Source organism: Pantoea sp. SYBGC1, assembly GCF_057197005.1.
On sequence record NZ_JBXUNM010000001.1, the window covers coordinates 299,229 to 315,699 of the forward strand.

Below are 16,471 nucleotides of genomic sequence, written 5' to 3' on the forward strand. Positions count from 1 at the left end.
GGGCCTCTGAGTCGGGTAAAAAGTTAACCGCGCGATTATACGGAGCAGGGCGCCGCAGCACAGCTTTTTTACCCCGGATATATTGCGATGAGCGCACCTAAAAGCTTCGCCACCGGGTTGATAAATCTGAATTTGTGTTCCAGGCTTATTCGGACATGGACAAAGTATGAGGAACAAAAAATGAATAAAGTGCTGGGATGTATCGCTGCCGCTATGACGCTGGCTGCTCTGTCTGGTTGTACCACTTACGATCGCGCGGAAAGTTATGTCACCAAACCGGTGGTAAAAGATGTTAAAAAAGGCATGACGCGTGAACAGGTGCGTCAGATTGCGGGTCCGGCTTCGACCGAAGTGACCATGGCGCACGCGCGCGGCACCTGCCAGACTTATGTTATCGGCGAGCGCGATGGCAAACTGCAGACCTATTTTGTCAGCTACAACGACACCGGTCGCGTGATGAACTACGGCTTCCAGAGCTGCAAAGAGTACGACACCGATCCGCAGGTTGCGCAGTAACGCTTTTTCGCAGAATAAAAAAGGGCCCGTCTGAGACGGGCCCTTTTTCATGCTGAAGTCAGCGCTTAGCGATGCGCCAGTTCGGCGTGCTCATCGCTCTCCAGAATTTTTTTGTCGGTCTGACCCAGCCAGCGGCTGGTCAGCGAACCGGCCGTCATTGAACCGTTCACGTTGAGCGCGGTACGGCCCATATCAATCAGCGGCTCAATGGAAATCAGCAGCGCGACCAGCGTCACCGGCAGCCCCATTGCCGGCAGCACAATCAGCGCAGCAAAGGTAGCACCGCCGCCCACACCGGCTACGCCAGCGGAACTCAGGGTAACGATCCCGACCAGCGTGGCGATCCAGACCGGATCAAACGGGTTGATGCCGACGGTAGGTGCAACCATCACGGCCAGCATTGTCGGATAGAGTCCGGCACAGCCGTTCTGACCGATTGTGGCACCGAAGGAGGCGGAAAAGCTGGCAATCGCTTCCGGCACGCCGAGACGGCGCGTCTGCGTTTCCACATTCAGCGGAATGCTGGCCGCGCTGGAGCGGCTGGTGAAAGCGAAGGTGATCACCGGCCATACCTTACGGAAGAAGCGCAGCGGATTGATGCCGTTGATCGACAGCAGCAGCGCATGCACGCCAAACATAATCGCAAGACCAAGATACGAGGCGAGTACAAAGCTGCCCAGCTTAACGATATCGTGCAGGTTAGAGCCGGCGACCACTTTGGTCATCAGCGCCAGTACGCCATACGGCGTCAGCTTCATGATCAGGCGCACCAGCTTCATCACCCATGACTGCAGCGTATCAATCGCGGCCAGTACGCGTTCACCTTTCACTTTATCATCGCGCAGCAGATGCAGCGCAGCGACGCCGAGGAAAGCAGCAAAGATAACGACACTGATAATGGAGGTCGGGTTCGCGCCTGCCAGATCGGCAAACGGGTTTTTAGGGATGAAAGAGAGCAGCAGCTGCGGCGTGCTGAGATCGGCGACTTTACCCGCATAGTTGCTCTGAATAGCATTCAGACGCGCGGTCTCCTGCGCACCCTGTACCAGACCTTCAGCGCTGAGGTGGAAGAGGCCGGTCACCATCACGCCGACCAGCGCGGAGATAGCCGTGGTAAACAGCAGTACCCCGATGGTCAGCACGCTGATTTTGCCCAGCGAGGAGGCGTTATGCAGACGCGCCACCGCGCTCAGTATTGAGGCGAATACCAGCGGCATAACAATCATCTGCAGCAGCTGTACATAGCCGTTACCGACCAGATTAAACCAGCCGATCGAATCCTTGACCACTGCGCTGTTTTCGCCATAAACCGCCTGAAGCGCCAGGCCAAACAGCACGCCCAGCACCAGGCCGGTCAGCACGCGCTTTGACAGGCTCCAGCTCTGGTTGCCAATGCGGTTAAGCAGCACCAGCAGAGCGGCAAAGACCACTATGTTAATAATAAGAGGGAAATCCATACTTAACTCCAGAAAGATGCCGCCCTGCAAAGTGCAGGCGGCATAGCGTAACGTAAATTTCTATCAGAGAATGTCAGGGATGTTAGCAGTACAATGAAGTGCAGCCTTATACCCAAAAAGTATGGATTATAACTTTTCGTTTGATATAGCGTGCTTTTTAGCCATTTAGCGGGTTAATTAGCCGGTTTACGCTGGATTGCAGCGTATCAAACAGCTGCTGCGGCCAGCCGTTTGCACCAAAAGCAGGCATACCAGCCGGAAACCAGAGTGCTGCAACCACCAGTCCCAGACAAAGCATCCGCTCCAGCTGATTACCGCTCTGGCTTCTGAGAATGGGCAGGCGAAAGCGCCAGCGGCAGGGCCACAGCAGCGGAACGCCTGCCGGCGTCAGCATGTCAGCAACGATATGGCTCAGGTAGCCCAGCGTCAGTCCCTGCAGGACATCCGCCGGCAGAAACCAGTCTGCCGGCACGTTCACTTTAAACAGCCACAGGCTGATAGCTACTGCCAGCAAACTGTGGGTAAAGCCGCGATGTCCAAACGCCCGCGCGATGGGCTGGGAGAGCCAGCGAAAACGCTGACCCAGCGTGGATCGGGGGTGGTCAATATCCGGCAGCAGGCAGGTCAGCAGCGTAGCGGGCACCAGATGCCACCAGTCCGCTGCAGCCAGAACCGGTGTCAGCTCAGCGCGCTTGGCAAAAATAGCGCTGGCGATAGCAAAAATTATATGGCCTTCGGCCGTCATGATTAAACCCGGATACAAAACTGTCAATGCATCCAGTATAGGGATTTATCCAGTAAATGAGAACGGTGACGCTGTAACGAACAGTGAATTATTTTCGCGCTGGCTGCCTGCTATATCAGACAGCGCCAAACACTATGCGGTCAGTCAGACAGATGCTCTGCGCGTAACTCTGTCAGGCTCGGCAGCTGCACATCTGCCAGTGCCCAGCGGGCATCCGCGTAATGTGCAGCTGCAGGCACTACGATAGAACGCATGCGCGCCGCTTTACAGGCGATCATGCCGTTGAACGAGTCTTCCAGCGCCACACAGTTAAGCGGGTCGATATCAAGCGCCGCTGCCGCATTCAGATAGACCTGCGGATGAGGTTTGCTCAGCGGCAGCGCTTCAGCTGAGGCGAGGGCAGAAAAGAAGGGCCGCAGCCGGAACATCTCCAGCACTCGCTCCAGCATGGCCAGCGGCGAAGCGGAAGCGAGCGCAATCCGCAGCCCCTGCTGCTGACAGAGTTGCAGCGCCTGACTGACGCCGGGCAGCAGCGGCTGCTGCGCTTCTATCAGCGATAGCGTGCGGTCGATAATACGCGCCGTGACGTCGGCCTGAGTCGCACCCTGCCACGGCTGTGCCTCATACCACATGCGTACGGTCTGATCGATGCGCAGGCCAAGCGTGTCAGGCAGCTCCGCGCGACGACTGACGTCAACGCCAAGGCTTGCCAGCACCTCCATCTCAGCCTGATCCCACAGCGGCTCAGAATCAATCAGTAAACCATCCATATCAAAAATAGCGGCGTACACCGGACGACGATAGCGCATGACAATATCCTTTTTAGCGGTTTGCGCCACCTTATCACGCCAGAGAGTGAAAACCAGCACGCGACAGGTAACGCATTTTTCAGGAAAAAATCGCCGACTGCAGGTAGACTTAGGGCAAAATAATTATCTGTATAGGGAAGTCTGCATGACATACCAACAGGCTGGCCAAATCGCCATCCTTAAGCGCGTGGCTGGCTGGATCATTTTCATTCCGGCACTGCTGTCGACAATTGTTTCCATGCTCGGTTATTTATATCAGCACAGCGTAAAGCAGCCCGGACTGGATGCCGTATTACTGGATTTTATCCATGTCATGGTGGACATGCTTAAATTTAATACGTCGTTTCTCAATCCGTTCTGGCATAACTCGCCGGTGCCCGATTTTCACGGCGGGGCAAATATCGGTTTCTGGATTGTTTATGCGCTGATTTTCATCGGCATGGCTTTACAGGCATCGGGTGCGCGCATGTGGCGCCAGTCGCGGCATGTTAAAGAAGGCATTGAAGATCAGCTGATTCTGGAGCAGGCAAAGGGCAGCGAAGGCCGCACGCGCGCGCAGCTTGAGGAAAAAATTCGCGTCCCGCACCACACTATTCTGCTGCAGATTTTTCCGCTCTATATCCTGCCAGTGATTATTGCTGTTGCCGGCTACTTTTTACTGACGCTGCTGGGCATGCTTTAAATCATCAGGCCGGTCGGGCCCGATCCTGCGCCAGTTTGTCGTCGCTGAGCAGCTGACTGACGGCAAACTGCGCCTCCTCCTGCCACTGGCCGGAAAAAACGTTCGCGCGGTTCAGCAGGTAATAGAGCTGATACACAGGCTGACGTTGCGAAAATCCCTCGGCCAGCGGCCACTCTGCGTGATAGCCCTGCATGATCTCACGCGGCAGCTCATGATGATAACTCAGCATCGCCAGGTCGCACTCGCGGTCGCCCCAGTAGCAGGCAGGATCGAAAATCCATGGCCCGCTGCTGCTATCTGCACAGTTGGCGGGCCAGAGATCGCCATGCAGCAGCGAAGGTTGCGGATGATGATGAGCCAGCGCCTGCTGAACGCTGTCAATAATCTGATTCATGTCACCATAGGTTACACCGCGTTCCGCTGCCAGCTGCAGTTGCCAGCCGATACGCTGCTCCGCAAAAAACAGCGACCAGCGCCGCAGCCAGCTATTGGGCTGCAGGGTAGTGGTAATATTATTATCGAAATCGAGTCCAAACTGACGCTGCTCACTCCATTGATGCAGGCGCGCCAGCTGCTGCCCGAGCTGATAACCCGCTTCCGCGCTAAGCGGCTGCGGCGGAATATATTCCAGCAGCAGAAAACTGGCGTCGCGCGTGCTGCCGACGCCGTAGACGGCCGGCACCCGGACTGTCTGCGTGCGCGCCAGTAAACTGAGCTGATCGGCTTCCCAGCGGAACAGATCCAGCCGGTCATGGGTGTTGCACTTGACGAAGACATCCAGATCGCCATAGCGGATACGCCAGGCGGGATGGATATCCCCGCCGGGCAGGGATTGGCGCTGCGTAATCTCTGCTGGCTGAGTCTGTTCGCTTAACAGGCGGCTAATGGCTGACCACATGGCGGGCTCCTCGTTAATCGCGATATCGCTGCAATTACAGCGCGCAAAAAATAGGTAAAACCAGTCTTGCCGGGGTATCAGGCAGGGTTCTGCAAAAATTGCTGCAGCGTTGTGACCTTTGTCTGCGGAGACTGATGTAACGCAACCTCTGCGATACGCGCTGCCTGCTCTGAAACCGCTTCAGGGGCCAGCGTACTGACAATGCCGAAGCTGTTGGTTCCCAGTTCATGCGGATGTCCATCAGCATCGTGCAGGGTGGTGCTAAATCCGCTATTGACCATAGCACTGGTCAGCGACTGCAGGTCGCCCAGTCCCGACTCCTGATAGTGAAAAGTGACAACGTAACTCGTAACGTCCAGCGTGCTCATTTTCTCACCTCACTGTAACCAAACAGATTTCAGCGTAGTTCACCACGCCCCTCAGAGCGAATTTTGTTCAGTTGCGGCGTAAAGCTGTGTCAGCAGCGATAAAATTCATAGTGGTTGCGGGCTGTTATTTCTCTGAACGGCACCTATAATGCGCGCCGTTAGTGAACGCGTCTGCAGTGTATAAGCTGGCTGGTACAGGTAACAGCCTGAGGCTGTCTCATAATTTTTTACAAAACTTACAGTAAATTGCATTGATTGTCGGTAAAAACGCTGCAGACTCACCTGTTTTTAAATTGCCGCACGGATCACCCCTTAATGAAAGTTCTTAATAAGCTGTCCGCTATTTTCCTGCTCTCTGCCGGAGCATTTTGTCACCAGGCTTTTGCTGATAATGCTGTTTTTACCTCAATGGATGATCCTTCAACGGCCAAACAGCCGTTTGAAGGCAGCGCATCAGCCGGTTACCTGGCGCAGACCGGTAACACTACCAGCTCTTCGCTGACGGCCTCAACCAGCATGACCTGGTATCAGACCTCAACGGCTTACAGTCTGTGGGGCAACGCGGCTAACACCTCATCCAACGATGAGCGTTCATCTGAAACCTACAATATCGGTGGCCGCAGCCGCTACAACATGAACAGCGCTGATTATCTGTTTGGTCAGGCCAGCTGGCTGAGCGATCGTCTGAATGGTTATGATTCCCGCGACGTGCTGACGGCCGGTTATGGTCGCCAGCTCCTCAACGGTCCGGTGCACTCTCTGCGCGCGGAATTTGGTCCGGGCGTACGCTACGACGACTTCCACGACGGCGGGCATGAGACCAAAGCGCTGGGCTATGGTGCAGTCAGCTATCAGTGGCAGCTGACGGATACCACGAAATTCATTCAGGGCGTATCCGTGCTGAGCAGCTTCGGCGAAGATACTACGGTGAACTCAGAAACGGCCCTGCAGGTCGCCATCAATGAGCACTTTGCGCTGAAGATGGGCTACAACGTGACCTGGAACAACAATCCGCCGGAGTCTGCGCCCGATCGTACCGATACCAAAACCACGATTCAGCTCTCCTACGCAATGTAACTGCCATATCAGAAAACCGCCGTCCGGCTCAGGCTGCACGGCGGTTTTTTTTCGTGTTTGCTTAGACTTAGCCAGCAGGGCGGGTTTTGCTGCAGGGTGAAAGCTGTTATCATATTGGCCGCTTTATGCGCCCGGCGTCATTCCGACAATGTGGGTCTGACATCACGCCGGGTACACACACCAAACACAGTGTTGCATGTAGGCTTTCGTGTGGCTTACCACTGCAATTTAAGGATATAAAATGCCAGTAATTACTCTTCCTGACGGCAGCCAGCGCGTTTTTGACCACCCGGTCAGCGTAATGGATATTGCGCTGGATATTGGTCCCGGCCTGGCGAAAGCCTGTATCGCCGGTCGCGTAAACGGTGAGCTGGTGGATGCGGTTGATCCCATCACCGACGACGCTCAGGTAGCAATCATCACAGCAAAAGATGAAGCGGGTCTGGAAATTATCCGTCACTCCTGCGCGCACCTGCTGGGCCATGCTATTAAACAGCTGTGGCCTGATACCAAGATGGCGATTGGCCCGGTCATCGATAACGGCTTCTATTATGATGTCGATCTCGACCACACGCTGACGCAGGAAGATCTGGAACAGCTGGAAAAGCGTATGCACCAGCTGGCTGAAACCAATTACAACGTGGTAAAGAAAAAAGTCAGCTGGCAGGAAGCGCGCGACGTCTTTGCTGCGCGTGGCGAAAGCTATAAAACCACAATCCTTGATGAGAATATCAGTCACGACGATCGTCCTGGCCTCTATCATCATGAAGAGTATGTGGATATGTGCCGCGGTCCGCATGTGCCGAACATGCGCTTCTGCCACCATTTTAAGCTGCAGAAAATTGCAGGCGCCTACTGGCGCGGCAACAGCGATAACAAAATGCTGCAGCGTATTTACGGCACGGCCTGGGCAGACAAGAAGCAGCTGTCAGCCTATCTGCAGCGCCTGGAAGAGGCAGCAAAGCGCGATCATCGCAAAATTGGTAAACAGCTCGATCTCTACCATATGCAGGAAGAGGCGCCGGGCATGGTGTTCTGGCACAATGACGGCTGGACGATTTTCCGCGAGCTGGAAGTTTTTGTCCGTACCAAACTGAAAGAGTATGATTACCAGGAAGTAAAAGGTCCGTTTATGATGGACCGCGTGCTGTGGGAAAAAACCGGCCACTGGGAAAACTACAAAGAGGCGATGTTTACTACCTCTTCAGAAAACCGCGAATATTGCATTAAACCGATGAACTGCCCGGGTCACGTGCAGATCTTCAATCAGGGCCTGAAGTCCTATCGCGATCTGCCGCTGCGTATGGCAGAGTTCGGTAGCTGCCACCGTAACGAGCCATCGGGTGCGCTCCATGGTCTAATGCGTGTACGCGGCTTTACGCAGGATGATGCTCACGTATTCTGTACTGAAGATCAGGTGCGCGACGAAGTAAACAGCTGTATTCGTATGGTGTACGACATGTACAGCACGTTCGGTTTTGAAAAAATCGTCGTGAAGCTCTCTACCCGTCCGGAAAAACGCATCGGTACTGATGAGATGTGGGATCGCGCAGAGGTTGACCTGGCCGAAGCATTGAAAGAGAATGATATCCCCTTTGAGTATCAGCCGGGTGAAGGGGCATTCTACGGCCCGAAAATCGAGTTCACCCTGTATGATTGTCTCGATCGTGCCTGGCAGTGTGGTACGGTTCAGCTAGACTTTTCTCTGCCAAAACGTCTTGATGCCACCTATGTGGGTGAAAACAACGACCGTCAGACACCGGTGATGATTCACCGTGCGATTCTGGGCTCTATGGAGCGTTTTATCGGTATTCTGACTGAAGAGTTCGCTGGTTTCTTCCCGAGCTGGCTGGCACCGGTACAGGCTGTAGTGATGAATATCACTGACAGTCAGGCAGAATATGTCAGTGAACTGACAAAGAAACTGCAAAATGCTGGCATTCGTGTCAAAGCAGACTTGAGAAACGAGAAGATAGGCTTTAAAATCCGCGAGCACACATTGCGTCGCGTCCCTTATATGCTGGTTTGCGGTGAGAAAGAGGTGGAAGCAGGCAAAGTTGCCGTGCGCACCCGCCGTGGTAAAGACCTCGGGAGCATGGACGTAGATGTGTTTGTTGAGAAGCTGCAACAAGAGATTCGCAGCCGACATCTTCACCAATTAGAGGAATAAGGTTATTAAAGGCGGAAAACGAGTACAACCGACGCGTCCAAACCGTATTAACGGCGAAATCCGAGCCACCGAAGTGCGCCTCACTGGCGTTGACGGCGAGCAACTTGGCATTGTCTCTCTACGCGAAGCGATTGAGAAAGCTGAAGAAGCTGGCGTAGATTTAGTTGAAATCAGCCCGAACGCCGAACCGCCGGTATGCCGTATTATGGATTACGGCAAGTTCCTTTATGAAAAGAGTAAGTCTTCTAAGGAACAGAAGAAGAAGCAGAAAGTTATCCAGGTTAAGGAAATTAAATTCCGTCCTGGTACCGATGATGGCGACTATCAGGTAAAACTCCGCAGCCTGATGCGCTTTCTGGAAGAGGGCGATAAAGCCAAAATCACGCTGCGTTTCCGCGGTCGTGAGATGGCGCACCAGCAGATCGGTATGGAAGTGCTTAACCGCGTCCGTAAAGATCTGTGTGAAGATATCGATCTGGCAGTGGTCGAGTCCTTCCCTTCGAAGATCGAAGGCCGCCAGATGATTATGGTGCTCGCACCTAAGAAGAAACAGTAGGCTTTCAAGTAATGATGCCGCGCAGCGTTCGCGCTGTGTGGGATTTATTCGCCTGTCTGGTTCATTTTTTTAACAATGCGAAGTGGATATTTGTAAAAATGCCAAAGATTAAAACTGTACGTGGCGCGGCTAAGCGCTTCAAGAAGACCGCCTCTGGCGGCTTCAAGCGTAAGCACGCAAACCTGCGTCATATTCTGACCAAAAAGTCTACCAAGCGTAAACGTCACCTGCGTCCAAAAGGCCTGGTGTCTAAAGGCGATCTGGGTCTGGTTATTGCCTGCCTGCCGTACGCATAAGTAAATTTTTTTAATTCGCCTGTCGCGCTGTAAGGCTTATCGCCAGCAGAGCACCGGCAAAACAGAATATGATTAAGGAGAGCTCATGGCTCGCGTAAAACGTGGTGTAATTGCTCGCGCACGTCACAAAAAAATCTTAAAACAAGCTAAAGGCTACTACGGTGCACGTTCACGTGTTTACCGCGTTGCTTTCCAGGCTGTTATCAAAGCTGGTCAGTATGCTTACCGCGACCGTCGTCAGCGTAAGCGTCAGTTCCGTCAGCTGTGGATCGCGCGTATCAACGCAGCGGCGCGTCAGAACGGTATGTCTTACAGCCGTTTCATCAATGGCCTGAAAAAAGCGTCCATTGAGATTGACCGTAAAATCCTGGCTGACATCGCTGTATTCGACAAAGCAGCCTTCGCTGCTCTGGTAGAAAAAGCGAAATCAGCTCTGGCGTAAGTCAGGTAAAAAAGGGAGCTTGCTCCCTTTTTTATTACCTGCAACTCACGCAAAAGATTGACATTTTCGCCGCCGGGCATTTCAATAGGGCGGTTTTTAATTTTCTCAAGGTAATGCAAGCATGCACGCTGCTCTTTTCCGTTTCTTTTTTTACTTTAGCGCCTGAACATCAGGGGCTTGTGCGCATAAGAAAAGAAACGAAAAATCGCGCTGAAAGCCTCCCTCGTGGAGGCTTTTTTGTTTCTGGCGAGACTTAATCGGATCCCGGATCCCAACAAGAACTGACCAGCCCGGCTGGAAGAAGAGGAAATCATGTCCCAACTCGCAGACCTGGTGGCCCGTGCCACGGCCGCCATCGACGAGGCGTCGGATATCGCCGCTCTGGACGCTGTACGCGTCGAATTTCTGGGTAAAAAAGGGCACCTTACCCTGCAGATGACCACCCTGCGTGAACTGCCGGCTGAAGAGCGCCCGGCGGCAGGTGCGGTGATTAACGAAGCAAAACAGCAGGTACAGGATCATCTTAACGCCCGTAAAAATACGCTGGAGAGCGCGGCGCTGAATGCGCGCCTGGCGGCAGAAACGATTGATGTCTCACTGCCCGGACGCCGCAGCGAAAATGGCGGTCTGCATCCGGTAACGCGTACCATCGACCGTATCGAAAACTTTTTCGGCGAGCTGGGTTTCGCCGTGGTGACCGGACCGGAAATTGAAGATGACTATCATAACTTCGACGCGCTGAATATTCCGGGTCACCACCCGGCTCGCGCCGATCATGACACCTTCTGGTTTGATGCCACGCGCCTGCTGCGTACGCAGACCTCAGGCGTGCAGATCCGCACCATGAAAAATCAGCAGCCGCCTATCCGCATTATCGCGCCGGGCCGCGTTTACCGTAATGATTACGATCAGACCCACACGCCAATGTTCCACCAGATGGAAGGCCTGATTGTCGATAAAGACATCAGCTTTACCAACCTGAAAGGAACGCTGCACGATTTCCTGAACAACTTCTTTGAAGAGAATCTGCAGATCCGCTTCCGCCCGAGCTACTTCCCCTTTACTGAACCTTCAGCGGAAGTGGATGTAATGGGCAAAAATGGCAAATGGCTGGAAGTACTGGGCTGCGGCATGGTGCATCCGAATGTACTGCGTAACGTCGGCATCGATCCGGAAGTTTACTCCGGCTTCGCCTTTGGTATGGGCATGGAACGTCTGACCATGCTGCGCTATGGCGTCAGCGATCTGCGTGCTTTCTTCGAAAATGATTTACGTTTCCTCAAACAATTTAAATAAGGGCAGGTTATCCAATGAAATTCAGTGAACTCTGGTTACGCGAATGGGTAAATCCAGCCCTGGACAGCGCTGCGCTGTCTGAACAGATCACCATGGCGGGCCTTGAGGTTGATGGTGTTGACCCCGTTGCCGGCGCGTTTCATGGCGTAGTGGTGGGTGAAGTGGTGGAGTGCGGCCAGCACCCGAACGCGGATAAACTGCGCGTAACCAAAATTAATGTCGGCGGCGATCGCCTGCTGGATATCGTCTGCGGCGCGCCTAACTGCCGCCAGGGGCTGAAAGTGGCAGTGGCTACCGTGGGTGCCGTACTGCCGGGTGACTTCAAAATCAAAGCGGCCAAACTGCGCGGCGAGCCTTCTGAAGGCATGCTCTGCTCCTTCTCAGAGCTGGGTATTTCCGACGATCACAACGGTATTATCGAATTGCCAGCCGATGCGCCAGTAGGATGCGATATTCGTGACTACCTGAAGCTGGATGACAATACTATCGAGATCAGCGTGACGCCAAACCGTGCGGACTGCCTGAGCATCGCCGGCGTGGCGCGTGATGTGGCCGTGGTTAACGGACTGCCGCTGACGGCGCCTGCAGCAGAACCGGTTGCGGCGACCATTACTGATACATTCCCGATTCGCATTGATGCTACCGACGCCTGTCCGCGCTACCTGGGACGCGTAGTTAAAGGCATCAACGTCAAAGCTGAAACGCCGCTCTGGATGCGTGAGAAACTGCGCCGCTGCGGCATTCGCTCAATTGACCCGGTGGTCGATGTCACTAACTATGTGCTGCTTGAGCTGGGTCAGCCGATGCACGCCTTCGATCTCGACCGCATCAGCGGCGGCATTGTGGTACGTATGGCGCAGGAGAATGAGACGCTGACCCTGCTGGATGGCACCGAGGCAAAATTGCAGAGTGACACGCTGGTTATTGCCGATCATCAGCAGGCGCTGGCGATGGGCGGTATTTTTGGCGGTGAGCACTCAGGCGTAAATGAAGCAACGCGTAACGTGCTGTTTGAGTGCGCCTACTTCGATCCGCTGGCCATTACCGGCCGCGCACGCCGCCACGGACTGCATACTGATGCGTCACATCGCTATGAGCGTGGTGTCGACCCGGCGCTGCAGCATACAGCGATTGAACGCGCGACCCGCCTGCTGCTGGATATCTGCGGTGGTGAAGCCGGCCCGGTTATCGATCAGACCGATGACAGTAAACTGCCGCCGCGCGCCACGATTACGCTGCGCCGTACAAAACTCGATCGCCTGATTGGCCACGTTATTGCCGACGATCAGGTGACAGATATCCTGACCCGTCTCGGCTGCGAGGTGACGCAGGGCGAAGGCGAGTGGAAAGCGGTGGCACCGACCTGGCGTTTTGATATGGCGATTGAGGAAGATCTGGTTGAAGAGGTGGCCCGCGTCTACGGCTACAACAACATCCCTGATGTGCCGGTAAAAGCCAGCCTGATTATGACGCAGCATCGCGAAGCCAGCCTGTCACTGAAGCGGGCGAAAACGCTGCTGACGGACAAAGGCTACCAGGAAGCGATCACCTACAGCTTTGTCGATCCTAAAGTGCAGCAGCTGCTGCATCCGGGGGAAGAGGCGCTTATCCTGCCAAGCCCTATCTCCAGCGATATGTCAGCGATGCGCCTGTCACTCTGGACCGGTCTGCTCAGCGCAGTAGTTTATAACCAGAATCGCCAGCAGGGGCGTGTGCGCCTGTTTGAGAGCGGTCTGCGCTTTGTACCTGATACACAGGCCGATCTCGGCATTCGCCAGGATCTTATGCTGGCGGGCGTAATCAGCGGTCATCGTGACGAAGAGCACTGGGATCTGGCGCGTCAGCCGGTTGACTTCTATGATTTGAAAGGCGATTTAGAGTCGCTGCTGGAATTAACCGGCAAATCTGAAGCGATTTCATTCCGCGCGGCTGCCAATCCGGCGCTGCATCCCGGACAAACAGCGGCTATCTGGCTGGACAATGAACAAATCGGATTTATCGGGGTGGTTCACCCGGAGCTGGAACGCAAGCTGGATCTCAACGGTCGTACCTTAGTGTTTGAACTGCTTTGGAATAAGGTTGCAGACCGCGTCCTGCCTGACGCGCGTGAGATTTCACGCTTCCCGGCTAACCGCCGTGATATCGCTGTTGTGGTGGCAGAAAACGTCCCTGCAGCAGATATCATCGCAGAGTGTAAGAAAGTTGGCGTAAATCAGGTAGTTGGCGTAAACTTGTTTGACGTGTACCGTGGTAAAGGCGTGAACGAAGGCGAAAAGAGCCTTGCGATTAGCCTGATTTTGCAGGATACCAGCCGGACACTCGAAGAAGAGGAGATTGCTGCGACCGTTGCCAGATGTGTAGCAGCATTAAAAGAGCGATTCCAGGCAACCTTGAGGGATTGAACCTATGGCGCTTACAAAAGCTGAAATGTCAGAATATCTGTTTGAAAAACTCGGGTTGAGCAAACGCGACGCCAAAGAGTTGGTCGAGCTTTTTTTCGAAGAAGTTCGCCGCGCGCTGGAAAATGGAGAACAGGTTAAGCTGTCCGGATTTGGTAACTTTGATCTGCGCGACAAAAACCAGCGTCCGGGCCGTAACCCGAAAACGGGAGAGGATATTCCTATCACCGCGCGCCGTGTGGTGACCTTCCGTCCGGGACAAAAGCTGAAAAGTCGCGTTGAAAACGCGTCACCGAAGGATGCTGACTGATTTCAGTATGATAAAAAGGCCGCTCAGCGGCCTTTTTTATTGCTGCGCCAGCCTGCAGGGGATAGCTTTCTTTTTGCCATAATCCCTCTACAATCGTGACATTCTCCTGTTTACTGCCTCGCTTATGACTCTGCTCGATCAACTTGCCCGCCAGACCGGTCGCCGCAGCCGGCGTACTCTGTTGCTGCTCGCCACGCTGCTGCTGCTGCTCAGCCTGTTCAGCCTGTGCGCCGGCGAGCGCTGGCTGCTGCCTGCCGAATGGTTTACCCCGCAGGGCGAGCTGTTTGTCTGGCAGATCCGTCTGCCGCGTACGCTGGCTGTTATTGCGACAGGCGCCGCGCTGGCGCTCTGCGGTACCGTTATGCAGGCGCTGTTTACGAATCCGCTGGCTGAGCCGGGACTGCTCGGCGTCTCTAACGGCGCCGGTGTGGGAGTGGTACTGGGCGTGCTGCTCGGCGGCGGCTCCCTGTGGAGTCTGGCGCTGGCGGCGATGGCTGGCGCCCTGACGATTACGCTGATCCTGCTGCATTTTGCCCATCGTCAGCTTGCCAGCAGTCGCTTACTGCTTACCGGTGTGGCGCTGGGTATTATCTGCAGCGCGGTGATGACATGGGCGGTCTACTTCAGTACCACGCTCGACCTACGTCAGCTGATGTACTGGATGATGGGAGGCTTTGGCGGCGTTGACTGGCGCTATGGCTGGCTGATACTCAGCCTGATACCGGTAATCGCCGCGCTGCTGTGCAGTGCGCGCACGCTGAATCTGCTGGCGCTGGGCGAGACGTCTGCGCGGCAGCTCGGCTTACCGCTGCAGCTGTGGCGTAACCTGCTGGTACTGGCCATGGGCTGGCTGACAGGCGTCAGCGTGGCGCTGGCGGGGGCGATCGGCTTTATCGGGCTGGTTGTCCCGCATCTTTTGCGGTTAAGCGGCATCAGCGATCATCGCTATCTGCTGCCTGCAGCGGCACTGGCGGGGGCGGCAGTGCTGCTGGCGGCGGATATTCTGGCGCGGCTGCTGCTGACCTCTGCTGAGCTGCCGATAGGCGTGGTGACCGCGACGCTGGGCGCACCGCTGTTCATTCTGCTTTTAGTGAAATCTTCACGCTAGCTGCGGCTGGCGTTATCTGACGGACACAGGAGAACACCATGACGTTGTATCAGATCCCGCTGAAAACCCTTGACGGTACTGCCACTACGCTGGAGGCCTGGCGTGACCGCGTACTGCTGGTCGTGAACGTCGCCTCCCGCTGCGGACTGACGCCGCAGTATGAGCAGCTTGAATCGCTCCATAAAGCGTTTCAGGCGCGGGGCTTTAGCGTGCTGGGCTTTCCCTGCAACCAGTTTCTGGAACAGGAGCCGGGTACTAACGAAGAGATCCGGACGTTTTGCAGCACCACGTATGGCGTGACGTTTCCTCTGTTTGATAAAACAGACGTTAACGGCGCGCAGCGCCATCCGCTCTATCGCACGCTGATAAGCGCACAGCCGGAAGCTGAACGTCCTGAAGACAGCGGTTTTCTTGAGCGTATGATAGCGAAAGGCCGGGCGCCGGCAGCACCGGGCGATATCCTGTGGAACTTCGAGAAGTTCCTGATCGATAAACAGGGTAACGTTATCGCCCGTTTTTCACCCGATATGGCCCCGGATGCGCCGCAGGTGCTTAAGCGTATTGAGCAGGCGCTGACCGCCTGACATGCTGCTGACGTGTCACGGTCTGAGCTGCCCCGGCCGGCTGGCGCCGCTGGATATTGCTCTCGCGCGCGGGGAGTGGGTGCATCTGGTAGGCACTAACGGCGCCGGAAAGAGCACCCTGCTGGAGGCGCTCAGCGGTCTTGCGACGCCGCGCGGAGAGCTGCGGCTTAACGGCACCGCTGTTGCTGCGCTGTCAGGCGAGGCGCTGGCTCAGCAGCGCGGCTGGCTGCCTCAGCAGCAGCCTGCGCCCGGCGCGATGCCGGTCTGGCACTACCTGCAGATGCATCTGCCGCGTGGTGCTGGCACAGAGCTGAATAGCGTTCTGGCACGTCTGCTGTCGCAGCTGAGTCTGCGCCACAAACTGGAGAGCTATCTGACGCAGCTCTCCGGAGGGGAGTGGCAGCGGGTGCGCCTGCTGGCGGTGATACTGCAAATCCATCCTGACATCAATCCGCAGGGCAGCCTGCTGCTGCTCGATGAGCCGATGAGTGCGCTGGATGTGGCGCAGCAGCAGGGAGTCACCCGGCTTCTGCAGCAGCTGTGCGCCGCCGGCATCGGCGTGATCACCAGCAGTCATGACCTGAATCATACGCTGCGCTACGCAGATCGAGTCTGGTTACTGCATCAGGGAGAGCTGAAATATCAGGGCGGGGCGCATGAGGTGCTGACGGCCGCCCGGCTTGCGCCGCTGTATCAGACAGAGGTGACAGAGGTGGATACGCCGCAGGGGCGCCTGCTGCTACTCTCCTGACTTGCGC

General features: G+C 55.4%; 19 protein-coding genes and 1 other annotated feature. Of the genes, 14 read left to right on the forward strand and 5 right to left on the reverse strand.

Annotated elements, in window-relative coordinates:
• The first annotated feature begins 180 nt into the window (after positions 1-180).
• Positions 181-516, forward strand: coding sequence for an osmotically-inducible lipoprotein OsmE (gene osmE / locus AC2CF9_RS01440; protein ID WP_150017413.1), 336 nt, complete (start codon positions 181-183; stop codon positions 514-516).
• Between the two features lie 65 nt (positions 517-581).
• Here osmE and AC2CF9_RS01445 read toward each other — a convergent pair whose 3' ends face one another.
• The 3 genes from AC2CF9_RS01445 to hxpB all read right to left on the reverse strand — a co-directional run bounded on the left by AC2CF9_RS01445 (position 582) and on the right by hxpB (position 3,527).
• Complete coding sequence (locus AC2CF9_RS01445) at positions 582-1,973, reverse strand: L-cystine transporter (RefSeq protein WP_071668767.1); 1,392 nt, start codon at positions 1,971-1,973, stop codon at positions 582-584.
• 157 nt (positions 1,974-2,130) lie between these two features.
• Positions 2,131-2,718: a metal-dependent hydrolase gene (locus tag AC2CF9_RS01450; protein WP_150017414.1), complete on the reverse strand. Its 588-nt coding sequence runs from the start codon at positions 2,716-2,718 to the stop codon at positions 2,131-2,133.
• Positions 2,719-2,858: 140 nt separating this feature from the next.
• Positions 2,859-3,527: a hexitol phosphatase HxpB gene (gene hxpB / locus AC2CF9_RS01455; RefSeq protein ID WP_484556085.1), complete on the reverse strand. Its 669-nt coding sequence runs from the start codon at positions 3,525-3,527 to the stop codon at positions 2,859-2,861.
• Positions 3,528-3,672: 145 nt separating this feature from the next.
• Between hxpB and AC2CF9_RS01460 the strand changes: the two genes are divergently transcribed.
• The gene (locus AC2CF9_RS01460) at positions 3,673-4,209 is read left to right on the forward strand and encodes a YniB family protein (RefSeq protein ID WP_484556086.1); all 537 of its coding nucleotides are present in this window, start codon (positions 3,673-3,675) and stop codon (positions 4,207-4,209) included.
• A 4-nt stretch (positions 4,210-4,213) separates the two neighbouring features.
• On the opposite strand, the gene AC2CF9_RS01465 is transcribed toward AC2CF9_RS01460, so the two are convergent.
• Both AC2CF9_RS01465 and ghoS read right to left on the reverse strand, forming a co-directional pair.
• Positions 4,214-5,107, reverse strand: a complete 894-nt coding sequence (locus tag AC2CF9_RS01465) for a fructosamine kinase family protein (RefSeq protein WP_150017417.1) — start codon at positions 5,105-5,107, stop codon at positions 4,214-4,216.
• Between the two features lie 77 nt (positions 5,108-5,184).
• Positions 5,185-5,475 (reverse strand): type V toxin-antitoxin system endoribonuclease antitoxin GhoS, encoded by a 291-nt coding sequence (ghoS, locus tag AC2CF9_RS01470; RefSeq protein WP_150017418.1) that lies wholly within the window; start codon positions 5,473-5,475, stop codon positions 5,185-5,187.
• 315 nt (positions 5,476-5,790) lie between these two features.
• Between ghoS and AC2CF9_RS01475 the strand changes: the two genes are divergently transcribed.
• From AC2CF9_RS01475 to btuD, 12 genes are all read left to right on the forward strand, one after another.
• Positions 5,791-6,552 (forward strand): DUF481 domain-containing protein, encoded by a 762-nt coding sequence (locus tag AC2CF9_RS01475; RefSeq protein WP_150017419.1) that lies wholly within the window; start codon positions 5,791-5,793, stop codon positions 6,550-6,552.
• Between the two features lie 241 nt (positions 6,553-6,793).
• The gene (gene thrS, locus AC2CF9_RS01480) at positions 6,794-8,722 is read left to right on the forward strand and encodes a threonine--tRNA ligase (protein WP_039384058.1); all 1,929 of its coding nucleotides are present in this window, start codon (positions 6,794-6,796) and stop codon (positions 8,720-8,722) included.
• Positions 8,723-8,726: 4 nt separating this feature from the next.
• Positions 8,727-9,278, forward strand: coding sequence for a translation initiation factor IF-3 (gene infC / locus AC2CF9_RS01485; RefSeq protein ID WP_039384061.1), 552 nt, complete (start codon positions 8,727-8,729; stop codon positions 9,276-9,278).
• A gap of 98 nt (positions 9,279-9,376) precedes the next feature.
• Positions 9,377-9,574, forward strand: a complete 198-nt coding sequence (gene rpmI, locus AC2CF9_RS01490; RefSeq protein ID WP_010275699.1) for a 50S ribosomal protein L35 — start codon at positions 9,377-9,379, stop codon at positions 9,572-9,574.
• An 85-nt stretch (positions 9,575-9,659) separates the two neighbouring features.
• The gene (gene rplT, locus AC2CF9_RS01495; protein ID WP_039384062.1) at positions 9,660-10,016 is read left to right on the forward strand and encodes a 50S ribosomal protein L20; all 357 of its coding nucleotides are present in this window, start codon (positions 9,660-9,662) and stop codon (positions 10,014-10,016) included.
• A gap of 116 nt (positions 10,017-10,132) precedes the next feature.
• Positions 10,133-10,258, forward strand: a sequence feature (Phe leader region).
• A complete protein-coding gene (pheM, locus tag AC2CF9_RS01500; RefSeq protein WP_139074214.1) occupies positions 10,138-10,182 on the forward strand; it encodes a pheST operon leader peptide PheM in 45 nt (14 codons plus the stop codon). It overlaps the preceding feature by 45 nt.
• A gap of 70 nt (positions 10,259-10,328) precedes the next feature.
• A complete protein-coding gene (gene pheS, locus AC2CF9_RS01505) occupies positions 10,329-11,312 on the forward strand; it encodes a phenylalanine--tRNA ligase subunit alpha (protein WP_484556087.1) in 984 nt (327 codons plus the stop codon).
• 14 nt (positions 11,313-11,326) lie between these two features.
• Positions 11,327-13,714, forward strand: coding sequence for a phenylalanine--tRNA ligase subunit beta (gene pheT, locus AC2CF9_RS01510; RefSeq protein WP_150017421.1), 2,388 nt, complete (start codon positions 11,327-11,329; stop codon positions 13,712-13,714).
• Positions 13,715-13,718: 4 nt separating this feature from the next.
• A complete protein-coding gene (gene ihfA / locus AC2CF9_RS01515) occupies positions 13,719-14,021 on the forward strand; it encodes an integration host factor subunit alpha (protein WP_021506246.1) in 303 nt (100 codons plus the stop codon).
• Between the two features lie 124 nt (positions 14,022-14,145).
• Complete coding sequence (gene btuC / locus AC2CF9_RS01520; RefSeq protein WP_150017422.1) at positions 14,146-15,129, forward strand: vitamin B12 ABC transporter permease BtuC; 984 nt, start codon at positions 14,146-14,148, stop codon at positions 15,127-15,129.
• Between the two features lie 38 nt (positions 15,130-15,167).
• A complete protein-coding gene (locus tag AC2CF9_RS01525; RefSeq protein ID WP_150017423.1) occupies positions 15,168-15,713 on the forward strand; it encodes a glutathione peroxidase in 546 nt (181 codons plus the stop codon).
• 1 nt (position 15,714) lies between these two features.
• Positions 15,715-16,464 (forward strand): vitamin B12 ABC transporter ATP-binding protein BtuD, encoded by a 750-nt coding sequence (btuD, locus tag AC2CF9_RS01530; RefSeq protein WP_484556088.1) that lies wholly within the window; start codon positions 15,715-15,717, stop codon positions 16,462-16,464.
• The last annotated feature ends 7 nt before the right edge of the window (positions 16,465-16,471 follow it).

Coding starts and splice junctions, on each gene's coding strand:
- rplT (WP_039384062.1), top strand. CDS start 9,660: ATGGCTCGCGTAAAACGTGGTGTAATTGCTCGCGCACGTCACAAAAAA.
- AC2CF9_RS01525 (WP_150017423.1), top strand. CDS start 15,168: ATGACGTTGTATCAGATCCCGCTGAAAACCCTTGACGGTACTGCCACT.
- AC2CF9_RS01450 (WP_150017414.1), bottom strand. CDS start 2,718: ATGACGGCCGAAGGCCATATAATTTTTGCTATCGCCAGCGCTATTTTT.
- thrS (WP_039384058.1), top strand. CDS start 6,794: ATGCCAGTAATTACTCTTCCTGACGGCAGCCAGCGCGTTTTTGACCAC.
- btuD (WP_484556088.1), top strand. CDS start 15,715: ATGCTGCTGACGTGTCACGGTCTGAGCTGCCCCGGCCGGCTGGCGCCG.
- rpmI (WP_010275699.1), top strand. CDS start 9,377: ATGCCAAAGATTAAAACTGTACGTGGCGCGGCTAAGCGCTTCAAGAAG.
- osmE (WP_150017413.1), top strand. CDS start 181: ATGAATAAAGTGCTGGGATGTATCGCTGCCGCTATGACGCTGGCTGCT.
- AC2CF9_RS01460 (WP_484556086.1), top strand. CDS start 3,673: ATGACATACCAACAGGCTGGCCAAATCGCCATCCTTAAGCGCGTGGCT.
- ihfA (WP_021506246.1), top strand. CDS start 13,719: ATGGCGCTTACAAAAGCTGAAATGTCAGAATATCTGTTTGAAAAACTC.
- btuC (WP_150017422.1), top strand. CDS start 14,146: ATGACTCTGCTCGATCAACTTGCCCGCCAGACCGGTCGCCGCAGCCGG.
- AC2CF9_RS01465 (WP_150017417.1), bottom strand. CDS start 5,107: ATGTGGTCAGCCATTAGCCGCCTGTTAAGCGAACAGACTCAGCCAGCA.
- AC2CF9_RS01475 (WP_150017419.1), top strand. CDS start 5,791: ATGAAAGTTCTTAATAAGCTGTCCGCTATTTTCCTGCTCTCTGCCGGA.
- hxpB (WP_484556085.1), bottom strand. CDS start 3,527: ATGCGCTATCGTCGTCCGGTGTACGCCGCTATTTTTGATATGGATGGT.
- ghoS (WP_150017418.1), bottom strand. CDS start 5,475: ATGAGCACGCTGGACGTTACGAGTTACGTTGTCACTTTTCACTATCAG.
- pheT (WP_150017421.1), top strand. CDS start 11,327: ATGAAATTCAGTGAACTCTGGTTACGCGAATGGGTAAATCCAGCCCTG.
- AC2CF9_RS01445 (WP_071668767.1), bottom strand. CDS start 1,973: ATGGATTTCCCTCTTATTATTAACATAGTGGTCTTTGCCGCTCTGCTG.
- pheS (WP_484556087.1), top strand. CDS start 10,329: ATGTCCCAACTCGCAGACCTGGTGGCCCGTGCCACGGCCGCCATCGAC.